The organism is Pseudomonas sp. SWRI81, assembly GCF_014268545.1.
GTDB lineage: Bacteria > Pseudomonadota > Gammaproteobacteria > Pseudomonadales > Pseudomonadaceae > Aquipseudomonas > Aquipseudomonas hamedanensis.
Window position 1 is genome coordinate 1 of record NZ_JABWQS010000067.1, and the last position, 19,500, is coordinate 19,500.

Here is a 19,500-nt window from a genome sequence, read left to right on the forward strand (position 1 = left end):
CCGGAGCGGGTGTAAATCTGCGAGTTGATCCCGACCACTTCACCGTTGAGGTTGAACAGCGGGCCACCGGAGTTACCTACAAGGGGATTTGAGGAGATTCTGGACATGCTGCAAGTCGACAAGCTGCACCAATACTACGGCGGTAGCCACATCCTGCGCGGCCTGAGCTTTGACGTGAAGGTCGGCGAAGTCACCTGCCTGCTCGGCCGTAACGGCGTGGGCAAGACCACCCTGCTCAAATGCCTGATGGGCCTGCTGCCGGCCAAGGACGGCGCGGTGAGCTGGGAAGGCAAACCGATTACCTCGTTCAAGCCGCATCAGCGGGTGCACGCCGGCATCGCCTACGTGCCGCAGGGTCGGGAGATTTTCGGCCGCCTGACCGTGGAAGAAAATTTGTTGATGGGTCTGTCGCGCTTTCCCGGCTCTGAAGCCAAAGAAGTCCCAGCGTTCATCTACGAACTGTTCCCGGTGCTGCTACAAATGAAGCAACGTCGTGGCGGCGATCTGTCCGGCGGTCAGCAACAGCAACTGGCGATCGGCCGAGCGCTGGCCAGCCGTCCGCGCTTGCTGATTCTTGATGAGCCCACCGAAGGCATTCAACCGTCGGTGATCAAGGAGATCGGCGCGGTGATCAAGCAACTCGCGGCACGGGGCGACATGGCGATTTTGCTGGTCGAGCAGTTCTACGATTTCGCCGCCGAACTGGCCGATCAATACCTGGTGATGTCTCGCGGTGAGATCGTCCAGCAGGGCCGCGGTGAAAATATGGAGGCCGAAGGTGTGCGCGGTCTGGTCACGATCTAACGCGGCGGTCTAATCTGTAGCTTCCTAACGATAATCACAAAACCATGAATTCAATTGTTGCACCTGCCCTGTTTACCCCGAGCTGGCACGCCGAGCTGGAACTGGCTTACGCGCGTTTTGGCGATTGCACGCGCCCGATCCAGCGGCGTCACCTCGGCCCGTTGCGGGTGCAAAAGCACCTGTATGCCGAAGGCCCTGAAGTTTGCCAGCACATCATTGTCCACCCACCGGGCGGGATCGCCGGTGGCGACCGGCTGAACATCAGCGCCTGCGTCGAACACAACGCCTGGGCGCAAATCACCAGTCCCGGCGCCGCCAAGTGGTATCGCGCAGCAGGCCCGGCCTATCAGCAACTCGACTTGCAGGTCGCGGCTGGCGCGACGCTGGAATGGCTGCCGCAGGAAACCATCGTCTACAGCGCCGCGCAGGCTGAACTCACCACAACGATCGAGCTTGAAGGCGACGCGCGGCTGTTCTACTGGGACGTGGTGGCGCTGGGTCGCCCGGCCAGTGGCGAGCGTTTTGACCTCGGGCATTTTCAGGCGCACCTGGATATTCGCCGCGACGGCCGGTTGCTCTGGCATGAACGGCAGCGCATTGTCGGCGCGGATGGTTTGCTTGATTCGCCGATCGGTCTGGATGGGCAACCGGTGTTTGCGACGCTGTTGGTCACCGGTGAGATCGATGCCGAGCTGCTGGAGCGTTGCCGCTCGCTGGGGCATGCGGTGCGTGGGGATCTGACCCAGTTGCCGGGGTTAGTGGTGGCGCGGTGTCTGGCCTCTGAAGCATTACTCGCCCGGGCGTGGCTGATTGATTTATGGCGACTGCTCAGACCTGCGCTGCTCGGCCGCGAAGCGATGCCACCACGAATCTGGAACACCTGAAATGCATTCCCCCTGTAGGAGTGAGCCTGCTCGCGATAGCAGTGTGTCAGCCAAAAAATAATGAAATGACACACCGCTATCGCGAGCAGGCTCACTCCTACAGGGGAATGTGTTTGCAACCCTGAATAATTTTTCAATCTGCCCTGATGGAACCCCAACAATGGACCTGACCCCACGCGAAAAAGACAAGCTGCTGATCTTCACCGCCGGCCTCGTCGCCGAGCGGCGGCTGGCCCGCGGCGTGAAGCTCAACTACCCGGAAGCCATGGCCTACATCTCCGCCGCGCTGCTAGAAGGCGCCCGCGACGGCCAGACCGTGGCCGAGCTGATGCACTACGGCACCACCCTGCTCAGCCGCGAGCAAGTGATGGAAGGCATCCCGGAAATGATCCCGGAAATCCAGGTCGAGGCGACGTTTCCCGACGGCACCAAACTGGTCACCGTTCACCAGCCAATCGTCTGAGGCCGCGCCATGACTTACAGCATCCGCGATGCGACTCAGGCCGACCTGCCGGCGATCCGTGACATCTATGACGACGCGGTGCTCAACACCACGGCAATCTGGAATGAACAGGCCGTCGACCTCGCTAACCGCCAGGCGTGGTTCAGCGCGCGTCAGGCTCAGGCTTATCCGGTTCTGGTGATCGTCGGCGGCGACAACAGCGTTCTCGGCTACGCTTCGTTCGGCGACTGGCGGCCGTTCGACGGGTTCCGCCACACCGTCGAACACTCGGTGTACGTGCGCAGCGACCAGCGCGGCAACGGCCTCGGTCCGCAACTGATGACTGCGCTGATTGAACGGGCAAAAACCTGCAACAAGCATGTCATGGTCGCCGCGATCGAAAGCGGCAACGCCGCCTCGATTCGTCTGCATCAGCGCGCCGGTTTCATCGTCACCGGGCAGATGCCGCAAGTCGGCACCAAGTTCGGTCGCTGGCTCGACTTGACCTTCATGCAATTGACCCTCAATCCCGGCGCAGAGCCGCCTGACGCCCACAAGGAGTGACACTGATGAACGCTGCCCAACTGCGTCGCGTCAACGCTGAAAGTTTTGCTCACTACCGTCAGGGCTTGATCGACCTGCTGCTCGACGCTGTGGGATACGGCGCCAGCGTCGGCTTCATGGGCGATCTCGATGCCGCGCAGGCGCACGCCTATTTCGATGACGTCCAGGACAACGTGAACAAAGGCCATGTGCTGCTCTGGGTGGTGGTCAAGGACGAACAGGTCCAGGCCAGCGTGCAGTTGGCGCTGTGCCAGAAGGCCAACGGCTTGAATCGCGCCGAAGTGCAGAAACTGCTGGTGCGCGAAGACGCCCGCCGCCGCGGCCTCGGTCAGCAATTGATGAGTGCGCTGGAGCTTGAGGCGCGCCATCTCAAGCGCGGCCTGCTCTACCTCGATACGGAAGCGGGCTCGCCGGCTGAAGCGTTCTATCAAGCGCTGGGTTATATCCGCGCCGGCGAAATTCCCGATTACGCCTGTGACCCGAACGGCACGTACCGCCCGACCGCTCTCTATTACAAGATTCTGCAAGGAGCCCAGCCATGATTCCCGGCGAATACCAGATCCAGCCCGGCGACATCGAACTCAACGCCGGCCGTCGCACCCTCAGCCTGAATGTCGCCAACAGCGGCGACCGGCCGATCCAGGTCGGCTCGCACTATCACTTTTTCGAAACCAACGACGCGCTGACCTTCGACCGCGCGGCCAGTCGCGGCATGCGCCTGAATATTCCCGCCGGCACCGCCGTGCGCTTCGAGCCTGGCCAGAGCCGTGAGGTCGAGCTGGTCGATTACGCCGGACATCGCCGGGTGTTCGGCTTTGCCGGACGCGTCATGGGTGATCTTTAAGCCATCAGGTGACTGCAAGAAAGCTATCGCGAGCAGGCTCACTCCTACATGAGACCGCGATCAAATGTAGGAGCGAGCCTGCTCGCGAAAGCGAGTAATGCGAGCGATTTCAGACCCAATTGAATCCCAAGGCAAGCACATGAAGATTTCTAGAAGCGCCTACGCCGACATGTTCGGCCCCACCGTCGGCGACAAGGTGCGCCTGGCCGATACCGAACTGTGGATCGAAGTCGAACAGGACTTCACCACCTACGGCGAAGAAGTGAAATTCGGCGGCGGCAAAGTCATCCGCGACGGTCAGGGCCAGAGCCAGTTGCTCGCCGCCGAGGTGGTCGACACGCTGATCACCAACGCGCTGATCATCGATCACTGGGGCATCGTCAAGGCTGACGTCGGCCTCAAGGACGGGCGCATCGCCGGCATCGGCAAGGCCGGCAACCCCGACGTCCAGCCCGGCGTGACCATCGCCATCGGCGCCGGCACCGAAGTGATTGCCGGCGAAGGCATGATCCTCACCGCGGGCGGCATCGACACGCACATCCATTTCATTTGCCCGCAGCAGATCGAAGAAGCCTTGATGAGCGGCGTCACCACCATGATCGGCGGCGGCACGGGACCTGCCACCGGGACCAACGCCACCACCTGCACGTCGGGGCCATGGCATCTGGCGCGCATGCTCCAGGCCGCCGATGCGTTCCCGATGAACATCGGTCTCACCGGCAAGGGCAACGCCAGTCTGCCGGAACCGTTGATCGAGCAGGTCAGGGCCGGCGCCATCGGCCTCAAGCTGCACGAAGATTGGGGCACCACCCCGGCGAGCATCGACAACTGCCTCAACGTCGCCGATCAGTTCGACGTCCAGGTCGCAATCCACACCGACACCCTCAACGAGTCCGGTTTCGTCGAAACCACCCTCGGCGCGTTCAAGGGTCGCACCATCCACACCTATCACACCGAAGGTGCCGGCGGCGGCCATGCGCCGGACATCATCAAGGCCTGCGGTTTCCCCAACGTACTGCCGAGTTCGACCAACCCGACCCGACCGTTCACCCGCAACACCATCGACGAACACCTCGACATGCTGATGGTCTGCCACCACCTCGACCCGAGCATTGCCGAAGACGTCGCCTTTGCTGAAAGCCGCATCCGCCGCGAAACGATCGCCGCCGAAGACATCCTGCATGACCTCGGTGCGTTTTCGATGATCAGCTCCGACAGCCAGGCCATGGGCCGCGTCGGCGAAGTGATCACGCGCACTTGGCAGACCGCCGACAAAATGAAAAAACAGCGCGGCCCGCTGCCGCAGGACGGCGCAGGCAACGATAACTTCCGCGCCAAACGCTACATCGCCAAATACACCATCAACCCGGCGATCACCCATGGCATCAGCCATGAAGTCGGTTCAGTGGAAGTCGGCAAGTGGGCCGATCTGGTGCTGTGGCGCCCGGCGTTTTTCGGCGTGAAACCAACGCTGATCCTCAAGGGCGGCGCGATTGCAGCCAGTCTGATGGGCGATGCCAACGCCTCTATTCCGACGCCACAACCGGTGCACTACCGACCGATGTTTGCCAGTTACGGCGGCTCGTTGCACGCGACCAGCCTGACCTTTATCAGCCAGGCCGCGCACGAAGCCGGGCTACCGGAAGCGCTTGGGCTGAAGAAAAAAATCGCCGTGGTGAAAGGCTGCCGCGACGTGCAGAAAACCGATCTGATTCATAACGATTATTTGCCGAAAATCGACGTCGATCCGCAGACCTATCAGGTCAAGGCCGATGGGGTTTTGCTGTGGTGCGAGCCAGCGGAAACTCTGCCGATGGCGCAGCGGTACTTTTTGTTTTGACAACAAAAAAGGCCCTTTGGGGCCTGTTCAATGTTGAATCAGAATGACCTGCGTCATCGTTCTTCGCGAGCAAGCCCGCTCCCACATTGGAATGCGCACTCCTGTGGGAGCGGGCTTGCTCGCGAAGAGGCCGGGCCAGCCACCGATATACATCAGACTGACTACTCAACCACCAACCGCCCCAACCGCTGACGCAGCATCCGGTTCTCGGCGCGCAACTCACGCACTTCCTCCAGCAGATCCAGCGCCAGCGCCACTCCTTCCCATTCCAGCTCCAAATCGCGGCGCAGCTTGGCGGCGCGCTTGGCCAAGGCCAGTTCGTAATCGGTGAAGCGCCATTCCCGGGGCTGTGCGCCCTGAGGTTCGAGGATGCCGTGTTCGACGATTTCGATCACGTAGACGTCCGGTAAATCGGCCGCCTCACAGAATTCTGCCAGGTCCAGTTGAACGCTCAGGGGGCTGCTCATGATGGGCTACTCCGTCGTCGGGTTCAGAAGTTCTCTCGCGGATTGAACGCAGCTTTTTTTGCCAGTTCCTGCCACAGCGCCTTGACCTCATCGTCAGACGTTTTCGGCATGACCGCTTTGAGTTGCACAAACAGATAACCGCGCTCGCCGGCCTTGTTCTTCAGGCCATGGCCTTTGGCACGCATGCGCTGGCCGTTCTGGCTGCCGGCGGGCACCTTGAGGTTGATCTTGCCGGTCAGGGTCGGCACGGCCACTTCCGTGCCCAGCGCCAGCTCCCACGGGGCCAGCGGCAAGGTGATGATCAGGTTCTCGCCCTCGACATCGAACTTCGGGTGCGGCGCAAAACGAATGGTCAGGTACAGGTCGCCATTCGCCCCGCCGCCAACGCCCGGTGCGCCCTGGCCTTTGAGGCGGATGCGCTCGCCGTCAGCCACGCCGGCCGGAATCTTTACGTTCAGGCTCTTGCTGGTGTTGCTGACATGCTGGCCGTTGGCATTGTATTGCGGCACCTGAAAGGTGACTTTCTTCGACTCGTTGGCCAGGGTTTCTTCGAGGAAGACCGGCAGTTCCATTTCCACGTCTTGCCCTCGCCGTCCGCGTGATTGGCCGCCCTGCGCGCCACCGAAACCGGGGCCGCGGTTGCCGAAGATCGAACTGAAAAAGTCTGAGAAGTCGCCGGTATCGCCACCGCCGCCGCCAAAACCGCCACGGCTCTGCCAGCCCGGTGGCCCCTGGAACGGCTGACCGTGCTGGCCATAACGACGCAATTCGTCGTATTCGGCGCGCTTGTCGGCGCTTTTCAGCGCTTCATAGGCTTCCGAGGCGTCCTTGAACTTGGCCTCGGCGTCCTTTTCCTTGCTGACATCGGGGTGGTATTTGCGCGCCAGCTTGCGATAGGCCGCCTTGATGGCCTTGTCGTCGGCTGTCGGCTCCACGCCAAGTATTTTGTAATAGTCTTTGAAGTCCATTGAAGGATCACCATCCGTTATCGATTTCGCGCCTGTCCCAGCGTGCGCCAATTGGCGCGTGCCGGGTTGACCGATCTCAAGGTTGTGACCGGGTGGCGCCGCAGAAGTTTATCGGCAGTGGACGGCGGTTCTTGCGACCGCCGGTGTGTCTGCCGGCCCATGCCAGCAAGTTTGGGGCGAACCGGCGATTTTCAACCGGTTCAGTCGCGAAATAGCAGATGACCGGCCTTCGAATCTGGCGCGCACTGACATACACTGCGCGGCCGTTTTTTGACCGGAACCGAAAGACATGAAAGACGCCTCTCCAGCCCGTGCCTGTGGCATCGACTTCGGCACGTCCAACTCCACCGTCGGCTGGCTGCGCCCCGGCATGGACACCATGATTGCGCTGGAAGACGACAAGATCACCCTGCCGTCGGTGGTCTTCTTCAATATCGAGGAGCGCCGCCCGGTGTACGGTCGTCTGGCGCTGCACGAATACCTGGAAGGCTACGAAGGCCGGCTGATGCGCTCGCTGAAAAGCCTGCTCGGCTCCAAGCTGATCAAGCATGACACCAGCGTTCTCGGCACGGCCATGCCGTTCAAGGACTTGCTCGGGCTGTTCATCGGCCAGCTCAAGGCCCGCGCCGAGACCACCGCCGGGCGGGAATTCGAGCAAGTGGTGCTGGGCCGTCCGGTGTTTTTCGTCGATGACGATCCGCTGGCCGACCAGGAAGCCGAAGACACTCTGGTCGAAGTGGCGCGCAAAATCGGTTTCAAGGACGTGTCGTTTCAGTATGAGCCGATCGCCGCGGCATTCGACTATGAGTCGACCATCGAAAAGGAAGAGCTGGTGCTGATCGTCGACATCGGCGGCGGTACGTCCGACTTCTCGCTGGTGCGCCTGTCGCCCGAGCGGCGCGGTGTCGAGAACCGTCACGACGACATCCTCGCCACCGGCGGCGTGCACATCGGTGGAACCGACTTCGACAAGCAACTGAGCCTGCAAGGCCTGATGCCGCTGTTCGGTTATGGCAGCCGCATGAAGAGCGGCGCCTACATGCCGACCAGCCACCACATGAACCTGGCGACCTGGCACACCATCAACTCGGTGTACTCACAGAAAACCAGCCTGGCGCTGGCCAGCATGCGTTACGACATCGAGGACACCGGCGGTATCGATCGTCTGTTCAAATTGATCGAACAACGTGCCGGCCACTGGCTGGCGATGGAAGTGGAAGAAACCAAGATTCAATTGACCCACGCCGATAGCCGCCACGTGCCGCTGGACCGCATCGAGGCCGGGCTGAGCGTCGAGCTGACGCGTGCGTTGTTCGAATCGGCGATCGAAGCGCTATTGGAGCGGGTGCGCGGCAGTGTCACGCAACTGTTGAATGACGCCGGCGTGGCGGTCGATCATATCGACACGGTGTTCTTCACTGGCGGTTCCAGCGGCATTCCGGCGCTGCGCAACAGCGTCTCGGCGATGCTGCCCAACGCGAGGCATGTTGAAGGGAATATCTTTGGCAGCATTGGTAGCGGCTTGGCGATCGAAGCCATGAAACGCTACGGTTCGATGGCCTGATCCCGCCCCCAGATATCGGGGGGCTTTATGGCAGGGGATTTATCCTGTGGCGAGGGGATTTATCCCCGTTGGCCTGCGCAGCAGGCCCCTGCTTTCAAGCTCAGGAGCGGGGCCGCTTCGCGGCCCAGCGGGGATAAATCCCCTCGCCACAGGATAAATCCCCTCGCCACAGTCATCACTCACTCTGCATTCTTTGCCTTACACCATTCCTCCGAGCTTCAATTCGCTCTTCAGGTACGCATAATAAATCGGCCCCGCCACCACCCCTGGCAGGCCGAACGCGGCTTCGAACACCAGCATCGCCAGCAGCAACTCCCACGACTTGGCACTGATCTGCCCGCCGACGATGCGCGCATTGAGGAAGTATTCGAGCTTGTGGATAAAGATCAGATAACCCAGCGCAGCCATCGCCACCCAGATCGACAGCGACAGGCCGACGATGGTGATCAGCGTGTTCGATATCAGGTTGCCGATTACCGGCAGCAGGCCGAGCAGGAAGGTCAGCACGATCAGGGTCTTGGTCAGCGGCAGCTTGATGCCCAGCATCGGCAGGACCACCGCGAGGAAGATGCCGGTGAAGAAGGTGTTGAGCAGGGAAATCTTGATCTGCGCAAAAACGATGTTGCGAAACGCCTGCACCAGCAGATGCAAACGGTCGAACAGGGCGGCGGCCAAGGGCTTGCGCTTGGTCACGTCGGGAATGCGCTGCAGCGCGATGATCGCGCCGAGCACCATGCCGATCAGCAACGTGACGAACATGTGCGCGGCGTCCTTGCCAACCAGTTGCAGGTCGGACAGGTGTTTGCTCATCCATTCGCCGATCGCCACGCGAAACTCCGCCGCGCTGGCCGGCAGATAAGCGTCAATGAACGGCGGCAACTGCCCGCGCGCACGGTCGACCACGCCCATGAATTTATCGAGCGAGGCGCCCGGGTTTTCCGCTTCGTGCAAAAGAAAACTGATGGCCCCGGCGAAGAGCAAAGCCAGCACACTGACCACCAACGTGCCCAGCAACGCCACCGCCAGCCAGCGCGCACGCCGCCCTTCGATCAGCCGTTGCAGTTGCGGGGTGAGCATGTTGACCAGCTCGAACACCAACAAGCCGGCTAACAGGCTCGGCAGCAAGCGCAGTGGCAGCACCAGCAGCAAACCGCCAAATATGATGATGCAGCTGACCCAGAACACAACATGACGCTCAGAAAACGTTGGCATACAGCCTCAAAACGAACGGCGTGAAAGGATGGGCAGTCTGCCAGCGATCCGGGGTTAGCACTAGGGATATGCGGGTGAGACATTGGCGGTGCGCGCACCGACGCTTTCGCGAGCAGGCTCGCTCCCACAGGGGAGTGCATTTCAAATGTGGGAGCGAGCCTGCTCGCGAAGAGGCCCGCCCGCTCACCACAAGGCTCAAATGCTTATTTCTTTTTCAGGCAATCACTCATGAACGCCTTGCGCGCATCCCCCGTCAGCGCCTGGGTTTTCGCATCGGCATTGCAGGTGCTCATTTTCTGCTGCTGCGGCGTCAGCACCTTGCCATCGTTGGCCGCAGGCGCCGCTTTCAGGCAGGTGCTCATGAAGGCTTTGCGCTCGTCGCCCTTGAGGCTCTTGGCGGTCGCATCGGCATTGCAGGTGGTCATCTTGTTTTGTTGCGCCGTGGCGGCGAAACCCTGGGAACACAGGAGCAAACCAATCATCAACAACGGGACACGCAACATCTTCATGGAGTTTTCTCCTTGTCGCCGCACCGATGGATGCAGCCTCTGCAGGAGTGTAGCCAAATCCTGTTACACCTTCCTGCCTTCCAGGTGACTGCGCCGATACTGCTCCGGCGTACAGCCGGCCTGCCGGGCGAACATGGCGATAAACGCCGAGCCGCTGCTGTAGCCCAGATCAAAGGCGATTTCCTGCACGCTGCGCGCCGTATCAAGTAGCTCGATCGCCGCCAGATAGCGCAAGCGTTGACGCCATTCGCCAAAACTCATCCCCAGTTCACGGACAAACTGCCGCGCCAGCGTGCGCTCGCTGACATGCACTTGCGCCGCCCAATGCGCCAGCGGCTGATTGCTGCCCGGTTCGGCCTGCAAGGCGTCGAGAATCGCCAGCAAACCGGGGCTGCTGGCGTAAGGCAGATAACACTCATGCACTGGCGCCTGTTGCAACTGATCGACCAGCACCTGGGCCAGACGCCGGTCGGATTCCTGCTCGGGTATCTTCACGTCGCGGGCGGCGAAGTCCTTGAGAATCGCCTTGAGAATGTCACTGATCGCCAGTGTGCAGGCCTGTGCCGGCAGTCCGGCGCAGACCTGCCGGTCCAGACACACCGCGCGATAGTTGACCGGCTGATGGCTGTAGAAACTGTGCTCGACCTGCGGCGGCACCCACACGGCGTACTGCGGGGGCGACATGAAGCGGTTGCCGCCGACGTCCATGTGCAGCACGCCGTGGGCGGCGTATTCCAGCGTTCCCCAAGGGTGCCGGTGCGGTGCGGCGAACTCGTGGGCGCTGAAATCGGCATAGCGGAAATACACCGCTGACGGCAGTTCGCTGAAATCCAGCAGATCAATGTGTTTGCTGTTCATGCTGTCCGGTTGCAAAGGCAGGTTGTCCGGTTCGCAGTATAGGGCTGCATCCAGACAGAGGATAATTGCGCTTCATCAACGTACTGGTTTCAACTCATGCAATACGCGTTTCCCCTGCTGGCGATTTTTATTTGGGCCGGTAATACCGTAATCAACAAACTGGCCGTCGGGGCGATTTTTCCCGCCGAGATCGGTTTCTACCGCTGGCTGCTGGCCGGGTTGCTGTTTACCCCTTTCATGCTTAAACAGGTGATTGCGCACTGGCCGCAGATTCGTCCCAACCTGGGGCGGATTTTCGTCCTCGGCGTGCTCGGCATGGCCGTGTATCAGAGCCTGGCGTACTTCGCTGCCACCCTGACCACTGCGACCAACATGGGCATCATTCTGTCGCTGATGCCGCTGATGTCACTGGCCATGGCGATCATCAGTCTCGGCCAGCGCCTCACCGCCGGGGCACTGGTCGGTGCGGTGCTGTCGTTTGCCGGCGTGCTGGTGGTCGTGTCGTCCGGCAGCCTCGGCGCGTTGTTGCAGCACGGGGTCAATCTGGGTGACGCGATGATGCTGATCGCCACCCTCGCCTACGCGGTCTACAGCACCTTGCTGAAAAAATGGCAGCTGCGTTTACCGCCCTTGGTGCTGCTGTACTTGCAGGTGCTGGTGGCGATTGTGGTGTTGTTTCCGTTGTTTGCCGTTTCGCCGAAAACCGGTCTGACCCTGCAGAACATTCCGCTGGTGCTATATGCCTGCCTGCTCGCCTCGATGGTCGCGCCGCTGGCGTGGATGCAGGCTGTGCAGCGCCTGGGCCCGAGCCGCACGACGTTGTTTTTCAATCTGCTGCCGTTGATTACGGCGTTGATTGCGGCTGTGGTGTTGAAAGAGCAGTTGGCGCTGTATCACTTGGTGGGTGGGTTGTTGACGTTGGGTGGGGTGGTTTTGTCTGAGCGCTGGACCACGGTGTTGGGCCGCAAAATCAGCATCGCCTGAACCGACGCCTTCGCGAGCAGGCTCGCTCCCACAGGGGTATGCATTTCGATGTGGGAGCGAGCCTGCTCGCGAAGAGCGATAACGCGGTCTGTCTGGCTAAAGCCCGGCCGCCTCCAGCCGCGCCGCATGCTCGACAAACAGTCGCACCGGATCCGCGCCCTTGCCGACCAGTCCCAGCGACTGGTTGACGATGTCGAAATGATCCAGCGGATAGTCATCGCCGATCACCGTGCCCAGGTGCGAGCTATAGCGCCCGACCATGCCGTCGCACTGCCCCGGTTCGCGGACAAAGGTTCTGGCGAACAAGCGGCAACTGCGATTCGTCCCGTCAAAGAGATTGCCGCCACGATCAGTCTTGCCCGGCTGCAACGTCCCCGACCATGAGTAATAGCGCACGCCATTGACCTCCTCCGGCCCGTGCCCGCCCCAGGTTGGCGACAAGCCCTGTGGATAACGCTGATTGAACAGCGCCACGCCCGCGCGGGTCAGCGACTGGTGCGAGGCGTGGATATCCACCGGCAGTTTCGGCCCGTGGTAGCCGGTTTCCATCAGCGCCATCAGCCAGCCGACCCAGCGCAGCAGCGCTTCGAGCAGACGGCCCTTGGCACTGTCGGCGGGGTAGTGTTGTTCCAGATAATCGGCCAGTTCCGAGCCGTGATTGGGGCCTGCCACGGAGGTTACCGAAGCAACCAGATCCGGCCGTTTTGCAGCAGCGTAGCGAGCCGTCAACGCGCCCTGGCTATGGCCGAACAGGTTGACCTTCAGCGCGCCGGTTTCACGCAGGATTTCGTCGATCCGCGCCAGCAACTGTTCGCCGCGCACCTCGGTCGAATGGAGCGGCGAGACCTGCACGGCGATCACCGTCGCACCACCACGGCGCAGCGCCTTGATGATCCCGTACCAGTAGGGGTAAAGCAGCAGCCGGACAAATCCGAGCATGCCCGGCACCAGCACCAGTGGATAACGTGTCGACATGGGTAAACGTCCTTGTGGTCGGTGAGTGGCTGCAAGACGTGCAAGACGCCCGCCAAGCATCCACCCCGATGATGACAACTCCACCTCCAGCCTACTTCAGCCCCACCACCCCCGCCACAATCAGCCCCACCGAGAGCAGTTTGACCAGGGTCAGGCTCTCGCCCAGCAAGGCATATCCGAGGAACACCGTGCCGAGCGAGCCAATCGCGGTCCAGATCGGATAGGCAATGCTCACCGGCAGGTCGCGCATCGCCAGGGTCAGAAAGTAAATCCCGCCGACCGCCGCAACCACCGTGATCAGCGACGGCCAGGGCCGGGTGAAGCCTTCGGCGTATTTCATGCCCATGGCAAAAGTGACTTCAAACCCGGCGGCGATCAGCAAGAACAGCCAGGCCATCTAGCACACCCTGGCCAGGTCGAGCAGGCGTTGCTCGGCCTCGGCCACCGACACGGCAAAAGTGCGTTCGGCAGATTCTTCGCCTTCTGCGGCCACCACACTGACGTCGTTGATGCCGACGAACCCCAGCGCCGTGCGCAACCACGGATCGGCATGATTCAACGCCTCAAGCGCGCCGCCCGGGCCAAAGCCGAAGCCGCCGCGGCTGGTGACGATCAAGGCCTTTTTGCCTTGCAGCAACGGGGTGTACTGGGCGACGCCATTGTCCAGCGTGTGATCGAAAGTCAGCCCCAGACGCACGATCTGATCCACCCAGGCCTTGAGGCCGCTGGGCACACTGAAGTTGTACATAGGCGTGGAGATCAGCAGCAGGTCATGCGCGAACAATTCGCCGACCAGTTGATCGCTCAACGCCAGATCAGCCTGCATCGACAACGGACGCGCGTCAGGCTCGGGATAAAACGCCGCCGCCACAAACGCCTCATTGACCGGCGGCACCAGCACTCGGCCGACCTCCCGACGGGTGATCTGCCCCTCTGGATGGCGCGCCTGCCAAGCGCTCAAAAAACCCTCCGCCAGACGCCGCGAAGTCGACCGGTCGCCTCTGGGACTGGCATGCACCACAAGAATCCTGCTCATCTGCAATTCCTCCGACTAGAATCAAACCACTTGAGAACTGCAGCTTGAAGCTCGAAGCTGCGCCCATTCAAATGAGCAAAAGTCAGTCGGGATGAGTTCATTTCATCCATGGAGTGTTGAATGTTTGCCTCGCTGCCCCTGACCGCCCTGCGCGCCTTCGAGTCGGCTTCGCGGTTATCCAGTTTCAAAGCCGCCGCCGAGGAGTTGTCGGTGACGCCGACGGCCATTTCCCACCAGATTCGCTCGCTGGAAGACTGGCTCGGCGTCGCCCTGTTCGAACGCTTGCCGCGTCAGGTGCGCCTGACCGAGGGCGGTGAGCGGCTGTTTCGCAGCCTGCACGGCGCCCTGCTGGAAGTGGCGCAAAGCGTCGACACCCTGCGCCCCCACCGCAGCGGCAGCAGCCTGACGCTGTCGACCACGGCCGCCTTCGCCGCACTGTGGCTGGTGCCACGCCTCGGCCGGTTTTATGCGCAACATCCGCACATCAATGTGCGCATCGACACCCATTGCGAAGTCATCGATCTGCATCAGGACGCCAGCGTCGATCTGGTTCTGCGCTACAGCCTCGATGATTACCCGAACCTTTATGGCCTGTGCCTGTTCGATGAGTCGTTCGCGGTGTACGGCTCGCCCGAGCAAGTGGCGCTGGCCGCGCGACGCACGCCGACGCTGATCAGCGTGCGCTGGCACAACTCCAGACTTTATGCGCACGGCTGGCAAGCGTGGTGCGCCAAGGCCGGCGAGCGCTGGCTCGATCAGCAGCCGGTCAACCGCGAATACGATGAGGAACATTACGCACTGCAAGCGGCCATCGCCGGCCAGGGACTGGTGCTGGCGAGCAATGTTCTAGTGTCGGAAAGCGTCGCCAGCGGTTTGCTCGTGCCGTACCGCGGTGAAGTACAGGTCGACGGCGCCGGTTACAGCGCGCTCTGCGTGCCGGGACGGGAACGGCATCCGCCGGTACGCGCATTTTTTCGCTGGCTGCAGGACGAGGCGCGGTTGTCTGGGCTGACGCCAAGAGCGCAGCCTTCCGCCGCTACCGCAGGGAACCCGGTATGAAACCGATAAAACTTTTCCCGGCGCGCAGAACTCACAACCTGGGTAGCGACCGCGTCAGCAGAACGTGGCGCCTGACGGATTAGCCTCCAGGAGAATGAAATGAGTGACCTGCATTTGTCTGATGTTCAAACCCTGCGTGAACGCGCCCGGCAACACGTGGAAAACGGCGCGGTCACCGAGAGTTACAGCGCCAACCGGGAAGAGGTGCTGCGCCTGCTCAATGAATCGCTGGCCACCGAACTGGTCTGCACCTTGCGCTACAAGCGCCACTATTTCATGGCCAACGGCCTGAAAGCCAACGTCGCCGCCGATGAGTTTCTCGAGCATGCCAATCAGGAAGCCGAGCACGCCGATCGCCTGGCCGAACGCATTGTGCAACTGGGCGGCGAGCCCGAATTCAACCCCGACCTGTTGAGCCAGCTGTCCCACGCGCAATACGTGGCCGGTAATACCTTGAAAGAGATGGTCTACGAGGACCTGGTCGCCGAGCGCATTGCCATCGACAGCTACCGCGAGATCATCCAGTACCTGGGCGACAAGGACCCGACCACCCGGCGCATCTTCGAAGACATTTTGGCCGAGGAAGAAGAGCATGCCGATGACATGGCGGACATTCTGAAAGATTTGTAACGCCAGTCAGGCCGTATTCGCGAGCAGGCTCGCTCCCACGTTTGATCACCTTTCAACTGAAGGAATGCATTCGAATGTGGGAGCGGGCTTGCTCGCGAAGGGGCCACTACTGGCGCCCCATTACTTGTTGGGTTTAACGGTGACAGGCGCCTTGCCCTGCTTCATCTGCTCGAGCAACGGCGCACACTGATTCGGCTCGCCGCCGCTCGGCGCGACCAGCGCCAACAAGCCCGCCGCCGGTGCCGCGATCACACCCAGTGCGACCATCCCCGCCCCGCGCAGCATCAACGGCACGGCTTTGACGCCCGCATCCGGTTTGATGAACTTGCCGCGCACATACAACGGCGACCGCAGCGAGATCAGGCGCCAGCCCTTGGACTCCGGCGTCACCGTCAGGTCGAGTTGCTCGGTGGCCATGTTCGCCGTGCCGTCGACGTAGATGATCGCGTTCTCGGTGTCGAACACAAACAGGCGCGTCGTCGCCAGGCCGGTCTTGATGTCGAGGTCGGCCGCCGCGCAGTTGATCTTCACTTCCTTGTCGCCAAAGATTTTGCCGACCACATAGTTACCGACGTTGAGCCCGGCCAACTCCATCAGTTCACGACTGATCGCGCCGTCATTGATCAGCATCTTCAGGCTACCGTTGGCACTGCCGAGCAACCTGGCCACGGAGTTGCCGCGACCGCTGATATCGGCATCGCCGTGCAGTTCACCGAAACTGGTCTGCATCGGCTCGAACGTCGGGAACAGCTCCTTGAGCTTGAATTTGCGTGCGGTCAATCGCGCCCGGCCTTCCAGCGGCTCGGTGCGGCCATTGAGGCGGATCTGCGCATCCAGCGTGCCGCCGGCCACGCCGAAGCGCAGCGGTTCGAGGCTGAGCTCGCCATCGTTGAGTTTCAGGTGGGTATAGAGGTCGTTGAACGGCAGCTTTTCGCTGTGAACGATGCGCTTGCCGGTGAATTCGACATCAGCATCCATGGCGCGCCAGCGGTCGGTCTTGAACTCTTCGACCGGCAGCACCTTGTCCGCCGGTTGCTTGCTCGCACCGCCACGGGCTTTTTGCTCGGCGTTGGAATCGGCACCAATCAGCGGTGCGAGGTCGGCGAACAACAGTTGATTGGACAGCAGCGCGCCACTGAGTTTTGGCCGTGGCTGACTGGCGACATAAGTCAGATCGCCATGAATGTCACTGTCGCCGATTTTGCCGTTGAATTTTTCATAGGTGAATGTCGCACCGCCCGGTTCATGCAGTTTGGCGATCAGATGACCGTCGGTAGAGTACGGCGGTGTGTCCGGCAGGGTCACGCCGGTCAGTGGGTAAAGATTGCCGAGACTGTCGCCAGCGAGTTTCAGGCGCAGGTCGAGGGCGCCGAGGTTGAGTGGATCGGTCAGGGTGCCGGCCAGTTCGATACGCGTGTCGCCGATCTTCGCCTGCGCCTGCAACGGGAACGGCTTGCTCGCGTCCTGCAACGCCAGCAAGCCGCCGATCTTGCCCTGCCCGGTCAGATTCTGCCCGTGGTATCGACCTTTGACCTTGAGCGCAAAGGCGTAATCCTGTGGTGCGCCGCCCTTGTCCTGAGCATTTTTTGCCGCTTTGTCGCCGACAATCTCGCTGAACGGAATCGGTTTGCCGAGCGGATCAATCAACACATCGAGATCGGTCTTGAGCGTCTGATCGTCGAGGGTCACGTGGCCCTTGTCGAAGCCAATCGCGCCGATGTCGACGACCCAGTTCGACGGCTCGGCATTCGGGTCTTTCGGATCAAACTGGAACGTCCAGTTGGCCCGGCCATCGGCCAGGCGTTGCAGCTGGGCATTCGGCTCGGTCAGGTCGATCCGCGGAATCACCACGCGCTGCGCCAGCAAGGCCAGCGGCGAGATGCGCAGCTCGACCCGTTTCAGCGTGACCATTTGCGGCTGTTTCGACCAGTCCGGATTGCCCAGGCTCAAGTCCTCGGCGACCACATGCGGCCACGGTACCCAGGCGCGCCAGCCGCCCTCCTCCGGCTCGCGCTGCCAGATCACCGCGAGGTTGCCGTTGATGGCGAACGCCCGATGCAGTTCTTCCGACACTTTGGCGTTGATGGTCGGTTTGATCCGGTTCCAGTCGAAAAACACGATGATCAGAATCAGCGCTGCCAGCAGCAGCGCGAAAATGGCGAAGGTCCAGCTGAAGATTTTTCCAGTGCGCGTCATGCACAAAGCTCCTGATCACGACCGCACGCCAACCCCGACGCACAGCTAAAACGGCAGACCGAAGCGGCCCTTATGCAGTCTGTGACTGGCGAAAGGCCCGCAGGTTTTATCCAAAGGCAGTTTAAGCCATAAACAGCGCGGCAAATCTGACCGATCGGTCTAGGTGTGTTACCGCAACCCGCACATTTGCGAGGCGCGAGTGAGTCGAAAATACCCACGACGGTGCACAACCGTCGCCCGCAAAGGCCCGATCTAGAGCCTCCCCGCAGAACAATCAATTCTGTTGATTATTACCATTGCGTTTATGAACTTTTATATCGACTTATCGAGAGTAGCATTGCCTCCGTACCCACTTTATCGCCCTCCCAAGGAGCAACCCATCATGAAACGCCAATTACTGCTCAGCCTTACCCTGTCGATGTTAGCCAGTACCGCTTTTGCCCTGCCGGCTGCCGATCAGGCGACCCCACAAGTGAAAACCAGCCACTCGGTGTTCAGCCAGACCGTTGCTGCGGACGGCTCTGACCGTACCCCACAAGGTCAGACCCTGGCTGAAGGCGGTCGTGATCGTCTGGAAGAAAAAGGCCTGGTTCAAGACGGTTCCGATCGCACGCCACAAGGTCAGACCCTCGCATCCGATGGCAGCGACCGTACTCCTCAAGGCCAGACCCTGGCATCCGACGGCAGCGACCGCACTCCACAAGGCCAGACCCTGGCGGATGACGGCTTCGATAAAACCCCACTAGGTCAAGCACTCGCCGAAGGCGGTGGTGACCGTGTGATCGAACGCAACAGCCAATTGAGCTAAGCCCATGGCGGCCTGGCAAAAAAGCCCAATCACCGGATTGGGCTTTTGACTTTTCAAACCCCGTAAAATCCTGCGCGCCACCTTCTCCCGTTCGACGCCGATAAAGCCGATTTGCTAGAGTGCGGCGCTTGTCATGTCGAAGAACACCCTGCGATGCTGCCCCGCGCCGAACAGAAACAACAGACCCGCAACGCCCTGATGGACGCTGCCCGCCACCTGATGGAAAGCGGCCGAGGATTCGGCAGCCTGAGCCTGCGCGAAGTGAGCAAAACCGCCGGGATCGTGCCCACCGGTTTTTACCGCCATTTCGCCGACATGGACGAACTTGGCCTGGTGCTGGTCAGCGAAGTCGGCCAGACCTTCCGCGAAACCATCCGCCTGGTGCGCCACAACGAATTTGTCATGGGCGGCATCATCGATGCCTCGGTGCGGATTTTTCTTGATGTGGTCAGCGCCAACCGCTCGCAATTTCTGTTTCTGGCGCGTGAGCAGTACGGCGGCTCGCTGCCGGTGCGCCAGGCCATCGGGCGCTTGCGCGAAAACATCAGTGCCGACCTGGCCGCCGACCTCACCCTGATGCCCAAGCTCCAGCACCTGGACCCTGCCGGTCTGGGTGTGGTGGCCGACCTGATCGTCAAATCGGTGTTCGCCACCCTGCCGGACATCATCGACCCACCCGCCGCCGCCCTGCCGGAGCACCTGACGCCCCAGGCAAAGATTACCCAACAACTGCGCTTCATCTTTATCGGCCTCAAGCACTGGCAAGGGCTGGGCAGTACCGAGTAACCCCCTTCTCTACCTGACACACCGCAAATCCCCCCTGTAGGAGTGAGCCTGCTCGCGATAGCGGTTTATC

General features: G+C 61.3%; 22 protein-coding genes and 1 pseudogene. 13 read left to right on the plus strand and 10 right to left on the minus strand.

Going from position 1 to position 19,500, the window contains the following annotated elements; all coding sequences use genetic code 11:
* Positions 1 to 89, minus strand: a pseudogene (locus HU765_RS25640) (trypsin-like serine protease); the annotation flags it as partial.
* Positions 90 to 105: 16 nt separating this feature from the next.
* Here HU765_RS25640 and urtE point away from each other — a divergent pair.
* From urtE to ureC, 7 genes are all read left to right on the plus strand, one after another.
* Positions 106 to 804, plus strand: coding sequence for an urea ABC transporter ATP-binding subunit UrtE (gene urtE / locus HU765_RS25645; protein WP_186623822.1), 699 nt, complete (start codon positions 106 to 108; stop codon positions 802 to 804).
* Positions 805 to 848: 44 nt separating this feature from the next.
* The gene (locus HU765_RS25650) at positions 849 to 1,688 is read left to right on the plus strand and encodes an urease accessory protein UreD (RefSeq protein ID WP_186623823.1); all 840 of its coding nucleotides are present in this window, start codon (positions 849 to 851) and stop codon (positions 1,686 to 1,688) included.
* Between the two features lie 160 nt (positions 1,689 to 1,848).
* Entirely contained in the window at positions 1,849 to 2,151 is a 303-nt protein-coding gene (gene ureA, locus HU765_RS25655) for an urease subunit gamma (RefSeq protein ID WP_003221215.1), read from the plus strand.
* A gap of 9 nt (positions 2,152 to 2,160) precedes the next feature.
* The gene (locus HU765_RS25660; RefSeq protein WP_186623824.1) at positions 2,161 to 2,694 is read left to right on the plus strand and encodes a GNAT family N-acetyltransferase; all 534 of its coding nucleotides are present in this window, start codon (positions 2,161 to 2,163) and stop codon (positions 2,692 to 2,694) included.
* Positions 2,695 to 2,699: 5 nt separating this feature from the next.
* Positions 2,700 to 3,236: a GNAT family N-acetyltransferase gene (locus HU765_RS25665; RefSeq protein WP_186547546.1), complete on the plus strand. Its 537-nt coding sequence runs from the start codon at positions 2,700 to 2,702 to the stop codon at positions 3,234 to 3,236.
* On the plus strand, positions 3,233 to 3,538 hold the full coding sequence (locus HU765_RS25670; protein WP_186623829.1) for an urease subunit beta: 306 nt from the start codon (positions 3,233 to 3,235) through the stop codon (positions 3,536 to 3,538). The genes HU765_RS25665 and HU765_RS25670 overlap by 4 nt, the downstream gene beginning before the upstream one ends.
* Before the next feature lie 139 nt (positions 3,539 to 3,677).
* Complete coding sequence (gene ureC / locus HU765_RS25675; protein WP_186623830.1) at positions 3,678 to 5,378, plus strand: urease subunit alpha; 1,701 nt, start codon at positions 3,678 to 3,680, stop codon at positions 5,376 to 5,378.
* A 161-nt stretch (positions 5,379 to 5,539) separates the two neighbouring features.
* On the opposite strand, the gene HU765_RS25680 is transcribed toward ureC, so the two are convergent.
* Together HU765_RS25680 and HU765_RS25685 are read right to left on the minus strand one after the other, a co-directional pair.
* On the minus strand, positions 5,540 to 5,845 hold the full coding sequence (locus HU765_RS25680) for a chaperone modulator CbpM (protein ID WP_186547552.1): 306 nt from the start codon (positions 5,843 to 5,845) through the stop codon (positions 5,540 to 5,542).
* A 23-nt stretch (positions 5,846 to 5,868) separates the two neighbouring features.
* On the minus strand, positions 5,869 to 6,813 hold the full coding sequence (locus tag HU765_RS25685) for a DnaJ C-terminal domain-containing protein (protein ID WP_186623831.1): 945 nt from the start codon (positions 6,811 to 6,813) through the stop codon (positions 5,869 to 5,871).
* A 289-nt stretch (positions 6,814 to 7,102) separates the two neighbouring features.
* Here HU765_RS25685 and HU765_RS25690 point away from each other — a divergent pair, with 289 nt between their 5' ends.
* Positions 7,103 to 8,377 (plus strand): Hsp70 family protein, encoded by a 1,275-nt coding sequence (locus HU765_RS25690; protein WP_186623832.1) that lies wholly within the window; start codon positions 7,103 to 7,105, stop codon positions 8,375 to 8,377.
* 198 nt (positions 8,378 to 8,575) lie between these two features.
* On the opposite strand, the gene HU765_RS25695 is transcribed toward HU765_RS25690, so the two are convergent.
* The 3 genes from HU765_RS25695 to HU765_RS25705 all read right to left on the minus strand — a co-directional run bounded on the left by HU765_RS25695 (position 8,576) and on the right by HU765_RS25705 (position 10,956).
* Complete coding sequence (locus tag HU765_RS25695; protein ID WP_186547559.1) at positions 8,576 to 9,589, minus strand: hypothetical protein; 1,014 nt, start codon at positions 9,587 to 9,589, stop codon at positions 8,576 to 8,578.
* Positions 9,590 to 9,792: 203 nt separating this feature from the next.
* Entirely contained in the window at positions 9,793 to 10,098 is a 306-nt protein-coding gene (locus HU765_RS25700; RefSeq protein ID WP_186547561.1) for a PsiF family protein, read from the minus strand.
* A 63-nt stretch (positions 10,099 to 10,161) separates the two neighbouring features.
* On the minus strand, positions 10,162 to 10,956 hold the full coding sequence (locus HU765_RS25705) for a helix-turn-helix transcriptional regulator (RefSeq protein ID WP_186623833.1): 795 nt from the start codon (positions 10,954 to 10,956) through the stop codon (positions 10,162 to 10,164).
* Between the two features lie 96 nt (positions 10,957 to 11,052).
* Between HU765_RS25705 and HU765_RS25710 the strand changes: the two genes are divergently transcribed.
* Complete coding sequence (locus tag HU765_RS25710; RefSeq protein WP_186547565.1) at positions 11,053 to 11,940, plus strand: DMT family transporter; 888 nt, start codon at positions 11,053 to 11,055, stop codon at positions 11,938 to 11,940.
* A 96-nt stretch (positions 11,941 to 12,036) separates the two neighbouring features.
* Here the strand turns inward: HU765_RS25710 and HU765_RS25715 are convergent, their stop codons facing one another.
* The 3 genes from HU765_RS25715 to HU765_RS25725 form a co-directional block, all read right to left on the minus strand.
* Positions 12,037 to 12,915, minus strand: a complete 879-nt coding sequence (locus HU765_RS25715) for a triacylglycerol lipase (protein WP_186623834.1) — start codon at positions 12,913 to 12,915, stop codon at positions 12,037 to 12,039.
* A 91-nt stretch (positions 12,916 to 13,006) separates the two neighbouring features.
* Entirely contained in the window at positions 13,007 to 13,312 is a 306-nt protein-coding gene (locus tag HU765_RS25720) for a multidrug efflux SMR transporter (protein ID WP_186547569.1), read from the minus strand.
* On the minus strand, positions 13,313 to 13,951 hold the full coding sequence (locus HU765_RS25725) for an NAD(P)H-dependent oxidoreductase (RefSeq protein ID WP_186623835.1): 639 nt from the start codon (positions 13,949 to 13,951) through the stop codon (positions 13,313 to 13,315).
* 120 nt (positions 13,952 to 14,071) lie between these two features.
* Here HU765_RS25725 and HU765_RS25730 point away from each other — a divergent pair, with 120 nt between their 5' ends.
* Both HU765_RS25730 and HU765_RS25735 read left to right on the plus strand, forming a co-directional pair.
* Entirely contained in the window at positions 14,072 to 15,010 is a 939-nt protein-coding gene (locus HU765_RS25730; protein ID WP_186623836.1) for a LysR substrate-binding domain-containing protein, read from the plus strand.
* Positions 15,011 to 15,109: 99 nt separating this feature from the next.
* On the plus strand, positions 15,110 to 15,640 hold the full coding sequence (locus HU765_RS25735; protein WP_186547575.1) for a ferritin-like domain-containing protein: 531 nt from the start codon (positions 15,110 to 15,112) through the stop codon (positions 15,638 to 15,640).
* A gap of 120 nt (positions 15,641 to 15,760) precedes the next feature.
* Here HU765_RS25735 and HU765_RS25740 read toward each other — a convergent pair whose 3' ends face one another.
* Positions 15,761 to 17,836 (minus strand): AsmA family protein, encoded by a 2,076-nt coding sequence (locus HU765_RS25740; RefSeq protein ID WP_186623837.1) that lies wholly within the window; start codon positions 17,834 to 17,836, stop codon positions 15,761 to 15,763.
* A gap of 382 nt (positions 17,837 to 18,218) precedes the next feature.
* Between HU765_RS25740 and HU765_RS25745 the strand changes: the two genes are divergently transcribed.
* Both HU765_RS25745 and HU765_RS25750 read left to right on the plus strand, forming a co-directional pair.
* Entirely contained in the window at positions 18,219 to 18,644 is a 426-nt protein-coding gene (locus HU765_RS25745; protein WP_186623838.1) for a hypothetical protein, read from the plus strand.
* 153 nt (positions 18,645 to 18,797) lie between these two features.
* Positions 18,798 to 19,430 (plus strand): TetR family transcriptional regulator, encoded by a 633-nt coding sequence (locus tag HU765_RS25750; protein WP_186623839.1) that lies wholly within the window; start codon positions 18,798 to 18,800, stop codon positions 19,428 to 19,430.
* Positions 19,431 to 19,500: the final 70 nt, after the last annotated feature.